The organism is Streptomyces sp. 17_S59, from assembly GCF_056930295.1.
On the sequence record NZ_JBXOWD010000001.1, the window covers coordinates 2,070,983 to 2,085,685 of the forward strand.

At 71.9% G+C, this 14,703-nt stretch carries 9 protein-coding genes; 4 read left to right on the forward strand and 5 right to left on the reverse strand.

The window, feature by feature from the left end; genetic code table 11:
• Nucleotides 1-158 precede the first annotated feature (158 nt).
• Nucleotides 159-2,033 (forward strand): APC family permease, encoded by a 1,875-nt coding sequence (locus AC1Z4A_RS09130; RefSeq protein ID WP_483677373.1) that lies wholly within the window; start codon nt 159-161, stop codon nt 2,031-2,033.
• A 66-nt stretch (nt 2,034-2,099) separates the two neighbouring features.
• Here the strand turns inward: AC1Z4A_RS09130 and AC1Z4A_RS09135 are convergent, their stop codons facing one another.
• The 5 genes from AC1Z4A_RS09135 to AC1Z4A_RS09155 all read right to left on the reverse strand — a co-directional run bounded on the left by AC1Z4A_RS09135 (nt 2,100) and on the right by AC1Z4A_RS09155 (nt 11,247).
• Entirely contained in the window at nt 2,100-4,118 is a 2,019-nt protein-coding gene (locus AC1Z4A_RS09135; RefSeq protein ID WP_483677374.1) for a glycosyltransferase family 2 protein, read from the reverse strand.
• Nucleotides 4,119-4,373: 255 nt separating this feature from the next.
• Entirely contained in the window at nt 4,374-5,402 is a 1,029-nt protein-coding gene (locus AC1Z4A_RS09140; RefSeq protein ID WP_483677375.1) for an ArsR/SmtB family transcription factor, read from the reverse strand.
• 660 nt (nt 5,403-6,062) lie between these two features.
• A complete protein-coding gene (gene ppdK, locus AC1Z4A_RS09145; RefSeq protein ID WP_483677376.1) occupies nt 6,063-8,783 on the reverse strand; it encodes a pyruvate, phosphate dikinase in 2,721 nt (906 codons plus the stop codon).
• 375 nt (nt 8,784-9,158) lie between these two features.
• Entirely contained in the window at nt 9,159-10,289 is a 1,131-nt protein-coding gene (dusB, locus tag AC1Z4A_RS09150; protein WP_483677377.1) for a tRNA dihydrouridine synthase DusB, read from the reverse strand.
• A 52-nt stretch (nt 10,290-10,341) separates the two neighbouring features.
• A complete protein-coding gene (locus tag AC1Z4A_RS09155; RefSeq protein WP_483677378.1) occupies nt 10,342-11,247 on the reverse strand; it encodes a helix-turn-helix transcriptional regulator in 906 nt (301 codons plus the stop codon).
• A 53-nt stretch (nt 11,248-11,300) separates the two neighbouring features.
• Here AC1Z4A_RS09155 and AC1Z4A_RS09160 point away from each other — a divergent pair, with 53 nt between their 5' ends.
• From AC1Z4A_RS09160 to AC1Z4A_RS09170, 3 genes are all read left to right on the forward strand, one after another.
• Nucleotides 11,301-12,848 carry an MFS transporter gene (locus tag AC1Z4A_RS09160; RefSeq protein WP_483677379.1) on the forward strand — a complete coding sequence of 516 codons (1,548 nt, stop codon included), beginning with the start codon at nt 11,301-11,303 and terminating at the stop codon, nt 12,846-12,848.
• 185 nt (nt 12,849-13,033) lie between these two features.
• Nucleotides 13,034-14,038: an aldo/keto reductase gene (locus AC1Z4A_RS09165; protein WP_483677380.1), complete on the forward strand. Its 1,005-nt coding sequence runs from the start codon at nt 13,034-13,036 to the stop codon at nt 14,036-14,038.
• A 52-nt stretch (nt 14,039-14,090) separates the two neighbouring features.
• The gene (locus AC1Z4A_RS09170; RefSeq protein ID WP_483677381.1) at nt 14,091-14,675 is read left to right on the forward strand and encodes a TetR/AcrR family transcriptional regulator; all 585 of its coding nucleotides are present in this window, start codon (nt 14,091-14,093) and stop codon (nt 14,673-14,675) included.
• The last annotated feature ends 28 nt before the right edge of the window (nt 14,676-14,703 follow it).

The following is a 14,703-nucleotide window of genomic DNA, read 5'->3' on the forward strand; positions in this document are numbered from 1 at the left end:
TGTCCAATCCTTGCGCCGCCCTGACGGGGCACGGGCCGGGGCGTCAAGAACGCGTTTGGATTACGCCAAAAGGCGACAAGACAGCGCCAAGGACCGGCGACGCCCGATCAGTGCGAGCGCACTCTGAGCCTCCGGACGTAACGGAGGTACGACAAAAGATGTCCATGCTGGCCAAATCGGAGCACGCCGCCGGGACCGGCGAAGAACCGCCTGATACCGGCGCCGCGCGGACCACCGCGGAGGACCGGCACCGGCTGACCGCCACCCAAGGACTGGCGGCACTGTCCCTGGACGCCATGGCATCGGTGGCCTACGGCCCCGAGGCGATCGTCCTCGTGCTGGCGGCGGCCGGGGCGCACGGCATCGGCTTCACGCTGCCGGTCACGCTCGCGATCGCGGCGCTGCTGGCCGTGCTCGTCGCCTCCTACCGGCAGGTCATCGCGGCGTTCCCCGACGGCGGCGGCTCGTACGCGGTCGCCAAGCGGCACCTGGGCCGGCGGACGAGCCTGGTCACCGCGGCGTCCCTGGTGCTCGACTACATCCTGAACGTGGCCGTCTCGGTCACGGCCGGCGTGGCCGCCCTCACCTCCGCCTTCCCCTCCCTCTACGACGACCGGGTGTGGATATGCCTGGGCGTCCTCGTCCTGGTGACCGGCGTCAATCTGCGCGGCATCGCCGAGTCGGCCAAGGCGTTCATCGTGCCGACCGCCGTGTTCGTCGGCTCGATCCTCGTCATGATCGTCATGGGGCTGTTCCGCGACGCGCCCGCGAGCACCGAGGCCGCCACCGGACACGCGTCCGTGCTCGCCGACAACGCCACCTCCGTCGGCGCCCTGCTCCTGCTGAAAGCTTTCGCCTCGGGCTGCTCCGCCCTCACCGGCGTCGAGGCCGTGGCCAACGCCGTGCCGTCCTTCCGCGCCCCGGCCACCCGCCGCGCGCAGCGCACCGAGGTGGCACTGGGAGCCCTGCTGGGCATCATGCTGATCGGGCTGTCCGTGCTCACCGGCCGCTTCCACCTCCAGCCGGTGGAGGGCGTCACCGTCCTCGCCCAGCTCGCCGACGCCTCGCTCGGCCACAACTGGGCCTTCTACGTCGTGCAGTTCGCGACCGTCATCCTGCTGGCGCTCGCCGCGAACACCTCCTTCGGCGGGCTCCCGGTGCTGATGGGCCTGCTCGCCCGGGACAACTACCTGCCGCACGTCTTCGGCCTGAAGGCCGACCGCCAGGTCCACCGGCACGGCGTGCTCGCCCTGGCCGCCGTCTCCGCGCTGCTGCTCGTCTTCTCCGGCGGCGACGTCAACACGCTCGTACCGCTCTTCGCGATCGGGGTTTTCGTCGGCTTCACCATCTGCCAGGTCGGCATGGTCCGTCACTGGCGCGAGGAGCGCTCCGCCGGGTGGCGCGGCAAGGCGCTGCTCAACGGCTTCGGCGCGCTGCTCACCGGCGTCTCGACGATCGTCGTCACCGCCACGAAGTTCACCGAGGGCGCCTGGCTGATCGTCCTCGCGCTCCCGCTGATGGTCCTGGCCTTCGAGGTCGTCCACCGCTCGTACGGGCGGATCGGCGAGCGCCTGGAGCTGGGCCGGGTGCCCGAGGCGCCCCGCCGCTGCCACTCCGTGGTCGTGGTGCCCGTCTCCTCGCTGTCCCGGCTCACCAGCAAGGCGCTGACCTCGGCCGTGTCGCTGGGCGACGAGGTCGTGGCCGTCACCGTCACCCACCCTGACGAGGAGGGCCGCCGGGCAGCCGAATCACTGCGCCGCGACTGGGAGTTGTGGAGCCCGGGCGTCGACCTGGTGGAGCTGCCCTCCCGCACGCGCGCCCTGGGCCGCCCGATCGTCGACTACGTCCGCGAGCTGTCCGACCGGCACCCCGACAACCGGGTCACGGTCCTCATCCCCGAGGTGGAGCCCGCGCACCTCTGGCAGCGGCTGCTGCAGAACCAGCGCGGGGCGGTCGTCGCCCACGCGGTGCGGCGGGACACGGACGCGGTCATCTGCCGGCTGCGGTTCCGGATCGGGGCCCAGGAGGGCTGACCCTTCCGCCGATCTCCGTGACCGTGCCCGGGGCCCGGACACCGAGTGTCCGGGCCCCGGGCGCGCTCACGGCCGGGCCAGCCGGCCCCGTACGGCCTTCAGCACCTCGACCCGGCCGACGCGCAGCGTCAGCCCCTCCGCGCCCGGCACCGGCTTCGCATACCAGGGCAGGCCCAGGCGGCGCCAGCGGGCGACCTTGAGCTTGGGCTGGGGCGGCACGGGCACGGACCACTTCTTGTCCGAGACGGACAGGCACAGCTCGAACCGCCATTCCCCGGCGGTGGTGCAGGGCACGAGCACCGTGAACTTCCCGTCGGGGCCCGGCTCGACGGGCACCCGCACCGCCGCGCCGTCGCCGCCCGTGGCACGCAGCGTCAGCGAGCCCGGCGGCCGGGAGGCCAGCGTGCAGCGTCCGCTGACGGCGAGGGTGGCGGGCGCGTCCGGGGCCCAGGCCGCGCCGCCGACGCGCAGGTGGGGGCGGACCTTGTGGCGGGTCTCGCCGAGGTCGAGGGTGAGGTTGCCGTAGGGCTTGGTGGTGAAGAGCGCGGCCGCGGTGCCGCGCTCGGTGACGAGCGTGGTCGTGCCGGTGCCGACGGACTCGGCGCGGCGGCTGCCCAGCCGCGCCTCCTTGACGACGCCCTGCGCGCCCATGGCCAGGGACAGGTCCCACATTCCGGCGGTCAGCGGGGCGCCGTCGGCGGCGGTGGCGAGGTCCACGGTGACCTCGAAGCCGGCGGTCGAGTAGTCGAAGAGGCCGCCGTCCTCGTCGGCGCCGAGGCCCGGCGTGGCGGTGTGCCGCACGGGGAGGCGGTGCTCGGTGGCGGTGCCGCGCTTGCGCAGGATCAGCTCGGTGGTGACGTCGCGGGTGGCTATGCGGTGCACATAGGCGTGGCCGGTGAGCCGCAGCCCCGCGGCGTCCAGTTGCGCGGACTCCACGTGGTGCCGGGCGCGCAGCTCGGCGGTGATGTCGTAGCAGTCGTCGGGGATGTTCAGCGTGGAGTCGCGGAAGTACGGGTACTGGGCGTAGGCCCGGCCGTTCTCGACGAGGACCTCGGGGCCGTCGGCGGCCGCGGCGGCGAGGGTCGTGATGCCGTAGCTGGCGGCTCCCCGGTCCAGCTCCCAGCGGACGAGCGTGAGCAGCTCGTCCAGCAGCCCGTGCCGGACGAGGTGGCAGCGCAGCCGGACCACGGCGGGCAGCCGGGCGGCCAGGCCCTCGTGGTAGTAGGGCGCGACCATGTCGCCCAGCTCCTTGAGGAGCTTGTCCTGGACGTCCCGGTGGGGCTCCCGGCACAGCTGGAGCACGGCGTCGCGCAGCTCGACGGCGAAGTGACGGTGCATCAGGGTGTCGCGGTCCGGGCCGGGTTCCGTGTGCCGGGCGACCAGCTCCGTCATCATCCGGAACAGGTCCATGCGCATCCGCGTGCCGTGCGGCTGCGCGGTGATGTTGTTGCCGTCCTCGCGCGCGACCCAGTAGAGGCAGTCGTAGTCGGCGACGACGGATATCGCGGCGGCCTTGAGGTAGGCGGTGGCGGTGAAGGGCTGGTCCTCGCCGATGGACAGGCCGGTGTCGAAGCGCAGCCCGAGCCTGTCGATCAGCGTCCGCCGGAACAGCTTCATCGGGTTGAGCGTCCAGTAGACGCGGGAGGCGAAGACGTCGGTGCCGGGCTGGTTCCGCCCGAACATCGACTTCGGGGCGCGGCGCCCGCCCTCCCCGACGATCCGCCCGAGGACGACGTCCGAGCCGTTCTCGTCCGCGGCGGCGACCATGCGCTCCAGCGCCTCCGGGCCGAGGTGGTCGTCCGCGTCGAGGAAGAAGACGTAGCGGCCGGCGGCGAGGTCGAGGCCGAGGTTGCGGGGGCCGGCCGGGCCGCCGGAGTTCGCCTGGTGGATCACCCGCATCCGCGGTGCGCCGGCCGCCAGGCGGTCCAGCTCGGCCGCCGTGCCGTCCGTCGAGCCGTCGTCGACGGCGATCAGCTCGATCCGGTCCGCGCCCAGGGTCTGCTCCAGGACGGAGGTGACACTGCGGGTCAGGTACGGCATGGCGTTGTACGCGGCGATGATGACCGTGACGTCCGGGCCGGACATGGGGCGTACTCCGTTCCTGCGGCCTGCGGGCCTGCTGGCCGCTCGGGGGCGCGGGGTGGGGGGCCGGGGTCCCGGCACAGGTCGTTTCAGGGTATACGAGCACTCGTACCGGCGTTCGAGGATGATCAGCGGGGGCCGGGGCAGGGTGCACGGCGGAGTGGCCGACATGCTTCGGTGGAGCGGCGGGCGCGGGGCCCGGCCCTCCGTTGATCGACCGATCGACGGTCGGTACGGTCCGGCCGGGGAGATCCGCCGCTACATCGTGGCCTGCGTCGAGCGCCCCTGCAGCGGCGACTGCGCCCTCGGGCGCGACTGCGGGCGGTGGCCGCCGCGTAGTAGGGCCGCGCCCAGCGGCGTCAGGGTGTGCATGACCGCGCTGCCGTTGCGCAGGGTCAGCACCAGCCCGGCCTCGCGCAGCACCCCGGCGTGCTGGCTGGCGGAGGCCGCCGACACGCCCACCCTGCGGGCCAGTTCGCTGGTCGTGCAGCCGCCGCCGATGGAGCCCAGGACCGCCGAGCGGGTGTGCCCCACCAGCTTGCCGAGCGAGCGCGGGGCCGCGGGCACGGCGGGCGCCGTCTCCGACATCGTCCGGGCGGGGTAGACGAGGACGGGCGTCAGCTCCGTGTTCTGCAGGGTCACCGGGGTGCGCCGGCAGAAGAACGACGGCAGCAGCACCAGGCCGCGCCCGTTCAGGTGCAGATCGCGGTCGACGGGGTAGTCGACCTCCAGCACCGGAGCCCGCCAGCGCATCGTGGGCGGTAACGAGGACAGCAGCGCATCCGCCCCGCCGTCCAGCAGCGCCCGGCCGCGCACCGCCCGGTCGGCCTCGATCTGGGCCTGGATGTGCGCCCAGTACGGGGCTATGGCGGCGTCGTGGTAGGCGTGCAGGGCGCCTATCAGCTTGCCGAAGGCCCGGGCGTCGCCCTCGGACAGCGATCGTATCCAAGCGGGCAGGGTGCGGACGGTGGACAGCCGGCCCAGCTCCTGGTGCACCCGCTCGACCGGGGTGGCCCGCAGCGCCTCAATGCCGGACTCGAGTCCGAGTAAGCCCTCGGCGGGCGTCAGGAAGTCCGGGAAATACCCACGCGGCGGAACCAGCGGGGCCAGTAGCCGCGTTTCACCATTCAACCGAGGGCGGGTTTCCGAGCGCCAATCCCCGAAGATCGACTCAGCTTGTTTGTCCCGGAGCCGGTGCAGGCTCAATACGGTTTCCCAGAGCACATCCGGGTCACCGGCCAGGCGCAACCGGGCCAGATCGAGTCCAGAGAAATGGACACGCAGCACCAAACCCCCACATGAGACATCCGTGGCCACCCCCCGCTCACTGAGTATGCACACCGACACGTGGTGTTACCACGCCCTTTTGGCCACAGTTGAAAGGACTCGCGGCGAACATCGCACAAGCGAAATGCTATTCACGCACTCAGGGCCGCCCCGCTCGTTCCCGTGGGGGGTGGCGAGCGAAAAAGCGGCCGCTGAGTACGTAAGTTGCCGCCCGAGCCGATGCGGGCGGCAACAACTCCCGGTGGGGGAGTAAAGAGGGGCGGCGCTCCCGCACGGGCGTCGCCCCTTCACCGTGCCGCGGGCGGCTGTGCCGCCTTGATCGTTCGTGCCGGGTGGGTTACGGAGCGGTTACCCGGTGCCGGGGCTGAGCCGGGACTCTTCCCCTATCCCGCCCCTTCCCGTAACCGGGGCTGCGCCCCGGACCCCCTCGTAGTGCGGGCCGGTGGTCCGGTTTGTGCCCACCCTCCCCCATTGCCTGAACGGCATGGGGGCACCCCCATCGCCCTGCGGAACGCCTGCCCACAAACCGCCTGTTCGGTCGTTGACAGTTGGAGGGGCGGCCCCCCGCACGGGTGCCGCCCCTCCGTTCAGTCCGGAGCCGTCAGGGGGTGAGGGTCGAGGTCATCCCATACACGGCTCCGGAGCCTTATCGGCCGGCGGTCAGCGGCTGTCGCTGCCGCCCTTGCCGTTCAGCGCCGCCGCGCGGCCCGCCTCCAGGCGGGCCACCGGGACCCGGAAGGGCGAGCAGGAGACGTAGTCCAGGCCCACCTCGTGGAAGAAGTGCACCGACTCCGGGTCGCCGCCGTGCTCACCGCAGACGCCCAGCTTGAGGTCGGGCCGGGTGGCCCGGCCGGCCTTGGCCGCCGCGCGGACCAGCGAGCCGACGCCGTCGCGGTCGATCGTCTCGAAGGGGCTGACGCCGAAGATGCCCTTCTCCAGGTACGCGGTGAAGAAGCTGGCCTCGACGTCGTCGCGGGAGAAGCCCCACACGGTCTGCGTGAGGTCGTTCGTCCCGAACGAGAAGAACTCGGCGGCCTCGGCGATCTGATCGGCCGTCAGCGCGGCGCGCGGCAGCTCGATCATCGTGCCCAGGGTGAGCTTCAGATCGGTGCCGGTGGCGGCCTCGACCTCGGCGATGACCTGCTCCGCCTCCTCGCGGACGATCTCCAGTTCCTGGACCGTGCCCACCAGCGGGATCATGATCTCGGCCCGCGGGTCGCCGTTGGCGGCCCGGCGCGCGGCCGCGGCCTCGGCGATGGCCCGCACCTGCATGGCGAACAGGCCGGGGATGACCAGGCCGAGGCGGACGCCGCGCAGGCCCAGCATCGGGTTCTGCTCGTGCAGCTTGTGCACGGCCTGGAGCAGGCGCAGCTCGTTCTCGTGCGCCTCCTGGCGGGCCTCGGCGAGCGCGACCCGCACCGACAGCTCGGTGATGTCCGGCAGGAACTCGTGCAGCGGCGGGTCGAGCAGGCGGACCGTGACCGGCAGCCCGTCCATGGCCTCGAACAGCTCCACGAAGTCGGCCTTCTGCAGCGGCAGCAGCTCGCCCAGCGCCTCGTCGCGCTCGGTCTCCGTGTCGGCCAGGATGAGCCGCTCGACCATCTCGCGGCGCTCGCCGAGGAACATGTGCTCGGTGCGGCAGAGGCCGATGCCCTGGGCGCCGAAGCGGCGGGCGCGGGCGGCGTCCTCCGCGTTGTCGGCGTTGGCCCGCACGCGCAGCCGGCGGGTGCGGTCGGCGTAGGCCATCATCCGGTGCACGGCCTGGACCAGCTCGTCCGCGTCGTCGGCGCCCGCATGCATCCGGCCCTCGAAGTACTCGACGACCGGCGACGGGACGACCGGGACCTCGCCGAGGTAGACCTTGCCGGTGGAGCCGTCGATGGAGACGACGTCGCCCTCCTCGACGACGACCCCGCCCGGGGCGGTCATCCGGCGCTGCTTGGTGTCGACCTCCAGCTCCTCCGCGCCGCAGACACAGGTCTTGCCCATGCCGCGCGCCACGACGGCCGCGTGCGAGGTCTTGCCGCCGCGCGAGGTCAGGATGCCCTCGGAGGCGATCATGCCGTCGAGGTCGTCGGGGTTGGTCTCACGGCGGATCAGGATGACCTTCTCACCCGAGCGCGACCACTTCACGGCGGTGTACGAGTCGAAGACGGCCTTGCCGACGGCGGCGCCCGGCGAGGCGGCGATGCCCCGCCCGAGCAGCTCGGTCTTCGCCTTGTCGTCGAAGCGCGGGAACATCAGCTGCGCGAGCTGGGCGCCGCTGACGCGCTGGAGCGCCTCGGCCTCGTCGATCAGGCCCTGGTCCACCAGCTGCGTGGCAATGCGGAAGGCGGCCCCGGCGGTGCGCTTGCCGACGCGGGTCTGGAGCATCCAGAGCTTGCCGCGCTCGATGGTGAACTCGATGTCGCACAGGTCCTTGTAGTGCGTCTCGAGCGTCTCCATGATCTGCATCAGCTGGTCGTAGGAGGCCTTGTCGATGCGCTCCAGCTCGGCGAGCGGCATGGTGTTGCGGATGCCCGCGACCACGTCCTCGCCCTGCGCGTTCTGGAGGTAGTCGCCGTAGACGCCCTGGTGGCCGCTGGCGGGGTCGCGGGTGAAGGCGACGCCGGTACCAGAGTCGGGGCCGAGGTTGCCGAAGACCATCGAGCAGATGTTGACGGCCGTGCCGAGGTCGCCGGGGATGCGCTCCTGGCGGCGGTAGAGCTTGGCGCGGTCGCCGTTCCACGAGTCGAAGACCGCCCTTATCGCGAGGTCCATCTGCTCGCGGGGCTGCTGCGGGAAGTCGCGGCCGGTCTCCTTGGCGACGATGGCCTTGAACTCGTCCGCCAGCCGCTTGAGGTCCGCGGCGTCCAGCTCGACGTCGGTGGCGACGCCCTTGGCGCGCTTGGCCTCCTCCAGGGACTCCTCGAACAGCTCGCCGTCGACGCCCAGCACGGTCTTGCCGAACATCTGGATGAGGCGGCGGTAGGAGTCCCAGGCAAAGCGCTCGTCGCCGGCCTGGGCGGCGAGGCCGGTCACGGACTCGTCGGAGAGGCCGATGTTGAGGACCGTGTCCATCATGCCGGGCATGGAGAACTTGGCGCCCGAACGGACCGAGACCAGCAGCGGGTTGTCGGCCTGGCCGAGCTTCTTGCCCATGTGCTGCTCGAGCGCCTCGAGGTGGGCGGTGACCTCGTCCCGCATCGACGGCGGCTCCTCGCCGCCCTCCAGGTAGACCTTGCAGGCCTCGGTGGTGATGGTGAAGCCAGGGGGCACGGGCAGACCGAGGTTGGTCATCTCGGCGAGGTTGGCACCCTTCCCGCCGAGCAGGTCCTTGAGGTCCTTGTTGCCCTCGGTGAAGTCGTAGACGAACTTCTGGCGATCTTCGGATACCGGCACGGGAATCGACTCCTCACTGGGGCCTCCCGGGACGCAGTTGGGGGGAGGGCTGCCCTGACGGCGGGGAGCGTACCCAGATCGAAGGCTTCTAGGGAGGTCTACTCCGCCAACCTGGGGGCGCAACCACCCATCCGCCAGCAGATCGAAAGTTGCGCGCTCAAATGAGGGACCCTTGAGCTTCGTTTACCTCTTGAACGCAAGATGACTGAAAACCGATCACCTCATCACTGATCGTCGATGGATTGCATTGCACGCCATCGAGACTTGAAGGCAAAAGGGGTGGCACGCAGTGCCACCCCTTGGAAAGGTGCAACCCCCTCAAGAGTGCTCATCTGAGCGAGCCCCCTATCAGAGGTGGCGAGAATCACGCCTCGTTCACCCGCCGGAAGTGTCCAGTTCGGCATCCGAACCCACCACCGCACAGTCGTACGGGTCGTCGAGCCACCCGTCCGGAAGGACCACCCGATTGCGGCCGGAGGTGCGTCCGCGCGGCCCGTCGGCGCCGACGGGCCAGGGCTGATCCAGGTCCAGCTCGCTCAAAAGAGCGTCCAGTTCGTCCAGAGAAGAGGCGATTGCCAGCTTCTTTCGCAGCTCCGAGCCGATCGAGAAGCCCTTGGTGTACCAGGCGACGTGCTTGCGGAAGTCGATGACCCCGCGCTCCTCGCTCTCCAGCCACTGCCCGAGCAGCTCGGCGTGGCGCAGCATCACCCGGGCCACCTCCCGCAGGGCGGGCGCGGCGGCGGGGCGGCCGCCGTCCTCCTCGAAGGCGCCCACGAGGTCGCCGAAGAGCCACGGCCGGCCCAGGCAGCCGCGCCCGACGACCACGCCGTCGCAGCCGGTCTCGCGCATCATCCGCACCGCGTCCTCGGCCGACCAGATGTCGCCGTTGCCCAGCACCGGGATCTCGGGGACGGCCTCCTTGAGGCGGGCGATCGCGTCCCAGTCGGCGGTGCCGCCGTAGTGCTGGGCGGCGGTGCGGCCGTGCAGGGCGATGGCGGTGACGCCCTCCTCCACGGCGATCCGCCCGGCGTCGAGGTAGGTGGTGTGCTCGTCGTCGATGCCCTTGCGCATCTTCATGGTCACCGGCAGCGTGCCGGCGTTGCCGACGGCCTCGCGGAGGATCGAGCGCAGCAGGTTCCGCTTGTACGGCAGCGCGGAGCCGCCGCCCTTGCGGGTGACCTTGGGCACGGGGCAGCCGAAGTTGAGGTCGATGTGGTCGGCGAGGTCCTCGTCCACGATCATGCGGACGGCCTTGCCGACGGTCACCGGGTCGACGCCGTAGAGCTGGATCGAGCGGGGTTTCTCGGTCCCGTCGAAGTGGATCAGGCGCATCGTCTTGGCGTCCCGCTCCACCAGCGCGCGGGTGGTGATCATCTCGCTGACGAAGAGCCCCTTGCCCCCGGAGAACTCACGGCACAGCGTGCGGAAGGGAGCGTTGGTGATCCCCGCCATCGGGGCCAGGACCACCGGCGGCTGCACCGAGTGCGGACCGATCTGGAGCGTCATGGAGGGAGCTTCCTCGAAGTCGTACGGAGGTGGGCGGACCGTCCATTGTCCCTCATTCGGGCGAGCCGCCGCGCTCCTCGCCGAGTGCGAAGGCGTGCAGCCGCCGCAGCGCCGCGTGGGTCTCCTCGTCGGCGGGGGTGAAGGTCAGCATGCGGGCGCCGGGCGTGGGGCCCGTCCACAGGCTGGTGTAGTTCAGGCGGAGCGGCCCCACGCGCTCCGACTGGAGGATCCGGGTCCGGTGGCTGGCGGGGTGCACCACCTCGTGCCTCGCCCACACCCGCCGGAACTCGGGCGAGGCGTCGAGCAGCCGCCTGAGCAGGCACTTCCAGGCGGGCTCGGCGAGGTGCTCGGCCATGGCGGCGCGGAACTTGGCGGCCATGGCGCGCACCGCCTCCTCCCGGTCGACGGCGGTGGTGGCGCGCCAGCCGGGGTGGGTGAAGTAGAGCCACAGGCAGTTGCGGTCCTCGGGCGGCAGCTCGTCGAGGTCGCCCATCAGATACCGGTAGGTGCGGTTGTAGGCGAGGATGTCGTACCGCGCGTTCTGGATGCAGGCGGGGAAGGGCTCCAGCCGCTCCAGCATCATCCGCAGCTCGTCAGTGATGCCCGGGCAGTCGGCGCCGGGCCGCGGGTCCGCGGCGTTGGCCAGGGCGAAGAGGTGGGCGCGCTCGCTGCGGTCGAGCATCAGGGCACCCGCGACGGCGTCCAGGACCTGGACGGACACCTGGATGTCGCGCGCCTGCTCCAGCCACGTGTACCAGGTGACGCCCACGGCGGCGAGCTGGGCCACCTCCTCGCGGCGCAGGCCGGGGGTGCGGCGGCGGGGGCCGCGCGGGAGGCCGACCTGCTCGGGGGTGATGCGCTCGCGGCGGGAGCGCAGGAAGGCGGCGAGTTCGCTCCGGCGTACGTCGTCCGCCGTAGGAGTGGGTACGGCGGGAGGATCGAGCGTCATCGTCGTCATGACTCCAGGGTGCGGGACCTCCCAGCCTGTTGCCAGGTACTGCTTGTACCAGGATGAGGACACTCTGGTACCGGGCTGGGGCTGCCGCCATCGTCGTATCCGTGAGTGAACCGCGCATAGCAGCCACGGCCTCTGTCCCTACGACTCCTGCGACTACGACACAGAAGCAGGCTCCCTCGACGGTCCCGGCGGCCCCGGTGCCCCCGGCCGGATCCGCCCCGCCCGCCCTGACCCCGCTGGGCCTGGCGACCGTGCTGCTGGGCGCGGCGCTGCCGTTCCTGGACTTCTTCATCGTCAACGTGGCCCTGCCGACGATCGGCCGCGACCTGCACGCGAGCCCGGCGGTGCTGGAGATGATCGTGGGCGGCTACGGCATCGCCTACGCGGTGCTGCTCGTCCTCGGCGGGCGGCTCGGCGACATGGTGGGCCGGCGGCGGCTGTTCGTCTGGGGCACGGTCGCCTTCGGGCTCACCTCCGTGGCCTGCGGGCTGGCGCCGGACGCGTGGACGCTGGTGGCGGCCCGGGTCGCGCAGGGCGCGTCGGCCGCGCTGATGCTGCCCCAGGTGCTGGCCACCATCCAGGCCACGACCAGCGGGGACCGGCGGACCAGGGCACTCAGCCTGTACAGCGGCACGGCCGGGGTGGTGAGCGCGGTCGGGCAGGTGCTCGGCGGGGTGCTGGTCTCCATGGACGTCGCCGGGACCGGCTGGCGGTCGATCTTCCTGATCAATGCGCCGATCGCGCTGGCCGCGCTGCTGCTGGCGGTCCGCGCGGTGCCGGAGACGCGCTCGGAGCACCCGACCGCGGTGGACGGCTGGGGCACGGTGCTGCTCTCGGTCACCCTGGTGTCGCTGCTGATACCGCTGACCGAGGGCCGGGCGACGGGCTGGCCGGTGTGGTCCTGGGTGCTGCTGGCGGTGTTCCCGTGCGCGGCCGCGGCGCTCGTGGTGGTGGAGCGGCGCGAGGAGCGGGCCGGGCGGACGCCGCTGGTACCGCCGTCGCTGCTGCGGGTGGACGCGGTGCGCCGCGGGCTGACGCTGATCGTCCCGTTCTCGATCGGCTGGGGCGGCTTCATGTTCGTCCTCGCGGTGGCGCTCCAGGAGGGGCTGCGGCTGGGGCCGATGGCGGCGGGCCTGACCCTGGTGCCGATGTGCGTGACCTTCCTGACCGGCTCGCTGGCCGGGCCCCGGCTCGCCCTGCGGTACGGGCGGCGGCTGGCGACCGCGGGGGCGCTGATCCAGGCGTCCGGGCTGATCACGGTGGCCGCCACGTTCTGGTTCGGCTGGGACGGGCTGGGCCCGCTGGGCCTGGCGCCGGGGCTGGCTGTGCAGGGGCTGGGCCAGGGAACCCTGATGCCGCTGACCATCCGGCTGGTGCTGAGCGAGGTGCCGGTGGACCGGGCGGGGGTGGGCAGCGGGGTGCTGGTGACCACGCAGCAGTCGTTCATGGCGCTGGGCGTGGCCACGCTGGGCTCGCTCTTCCTGTCGCTGGCGCCGGGCTCGGGGATGCGGGAGGCGCTGGTGATCACGCTGGGGGTGCAGCTGGTGCTGGTGGCGGCGACGGTGCTGCTGACGCTGCGGTTGCCGCGGACGGTGCGCTGACGCGGGGAGACGCGGAGACGCTCGGACACGGAGACACGGAGACACGGAGACACGCACATGGACTGACAGATATTGAAATCTGTCAGTCCATGTGTCACTCTTCAGTGGGCGGTGCGCGGCGAGGTTTCCCCCTCGCCCCGCCCCATCCCCCTCTTCCTTCTCTCCCCTCCCCGAAGGAGACCCCCATGCAGCACCGCACCCTCGGCACCACCGGCCCCCTGACCTCCGCACTCGGCCTCGGGTGCATGGGCATGTCCGCCCTCTACGGCGACGCCGACCGCACCGAGTCGATCGCCACGATCCACGCCGCCCTCGACGCCGGCGTCACCCTCCTCGACACCGGCGACTTCTACGGCATGGGCCACAACGAGATGCTCATCGGCGAGGCCCTGCGCACGACCGGCGCCGCCAACCGCGAGAAGGCCCTGACCAGCGTGAAGTTCGGCGCCCTGCGCGACCCGGACGGCGGCTGGTCCGGCTACGACGGCCGCCCCGCCGCCGTGAAGAACTTCGCCGCCTACTCGCTCCAGCGGCTCGGCGTCGACCACATCGACGTCTACCGGATCGCCCGCGTCGACCCCGACGTGCCGATCGAGGAGACCGTCGGTGCCATCGCCGAGCTGGTCGAGTCCGGCCACGTCCGCCACATCGGCCTGTCCGAGGTGGGCGCCGACACCGTCCGCCGGGCCGCCGCCGTGGCGCCCATCGCGGACCTGCAGATCGAGTACTCGCTGCTCTCGCGCGGCATCGAGGAGCGGATCCTGCCCGTCTGCCGCGAGCTGGGCATCGGCGTCACCGCGTACGGCGTGCTCTCGCGCGGCCTGATCAGTGGTCACTTCGGCCGCGACCTGAAGCTCGCCGCCAACGACTTCCGGGGCATGAGCCCGCGCTTCCAGGGCGAGAACCTCCAGCACAACCTCGACCTGGTCGACGCCCTCCGCAAGGTCGCCGAGGAGCGCGGCGCGACGGTGGCGCAGATCGCCATCGCCTGGGTCCTCTCCCGCGGCGAGGACATCGTCCCGCTGGTCGGCGCCCGCCGCCGCGACCGCCTCACGGAGGCGCTGGGCGCGCTGGACGTCACGCTCGGCGCCGGCGATCTGGCCGCCATCGAGAAGGCGGTCCCGGCCGGGGCCGCCGCGGGCGAGCGCTACCCGGCGGCGCAGATGGCCCACCTGGACAGCGAGCACTGAGGGCCGGGTACGGTCGTACGAGCCTCCGTTCCCCGAAGGGATCCGTACCCTGATGCCGCCGCCCGAGCCGCTCACCCCCGACCGCATCCTCGAAGCCACCGAGGACGTACTGCGCCGCTTCGGCCCCGCCAAGGCGACCGTGGTCGACGTCGCCCGTGCGCTCGGCGTCAGCCACGGGAGCGTCTACCGCCACTTCGGCAGCAAGGCCGCCCTGCGCGAGGCGGTCACCGACCGCTGGCTCGCGCGGTCGCACGTGGAGCTGCTGGCGATCGCCGACTCCGAGGAGTCTGCCGAGCCTCGCCTGCGCAGCTGGCTGGCCGCCCTCTTCGCCGCGAAGCGCCGCAAGGCGGGCGACGATCCGGAGCTGTTCGCGACGTACATGGTCCTCGCCGGCGAGAACAGCGAAACCGTCGAGCGGCACATCGGGATGATGCTCGAGCAGCTGGCCCGGATCGTGGAATCCGGCGTCGCGCGGGGCGAGTTCAGGGGGGTGGACGCGGCGACGACGGCGCGGGCGATCTGGGATGCGAGTAATCGCTTCCACGATCCGGGGTATGCGGCGGAGTGGTCGCAACCGGGCATCGACGCGGCGTTCGAGGCAGTGGTGGAGCTGGTGCTGCGGGGGCTGCGGGCGTAGGGGCCCTGCGGGGCTTTCCCCTACCCGC

Excerpts from the sequence above, each read along its gene's own strand:
- AC1Z4A_RS09160 (WP_483677379.1), top strand. The coding sequence starts at position 11,301 with ATGAGGACACTCTGGTACCGGGCTGGGGCTGCCGCCATCGTCGTATCC.
- AC1Z4A_RS09170 (WP_483677381.1), top strand. The coding sequence starts at position 14,091 with ATGCCGCCGCCCGAGCCGCTCACCCCCGACCGCATCCTCGAAGCCACC.
- dusB (WP_483677377.1), bottom strand. The coding sequence starts at position 10,289 with ATGACGCTCCAGATCGGTCCGCACTCGGTGCAGCCGCCGGTGGTCCTG.
- AC1Z4A_RS09130 (WP_483677373.1), top strand. The coding sequence starts at position 159 with ATGTCCATGCTGGCCAAATCGGAGCACGCCGCCGGGACCGGCGAAGAA.
- AC1Z4A_RS09165 (WP_483677380.1), top strand. The coding sequence starts at position 13,034 with ATGCAGCACCGCACCCTCGGCACCACCGGCCCCCTGACCTCCGCACTC.
- AC1Z4A_RS09155 (WP_483677378.1), bottom strand. The coding sequence starts at position 11,247 with ATGACGACGATGACGCTCGATCCTCCCGCCGTACCCACTCCTACGGCG.
- AC1Z4A_RS09135 (WP_483677374.1), bottom strand. The coding sequence starts at position 4,118 with ATGTCCGGCCCGGACGTCACGGTCATCATCGCCGCGTACAACGCCATG.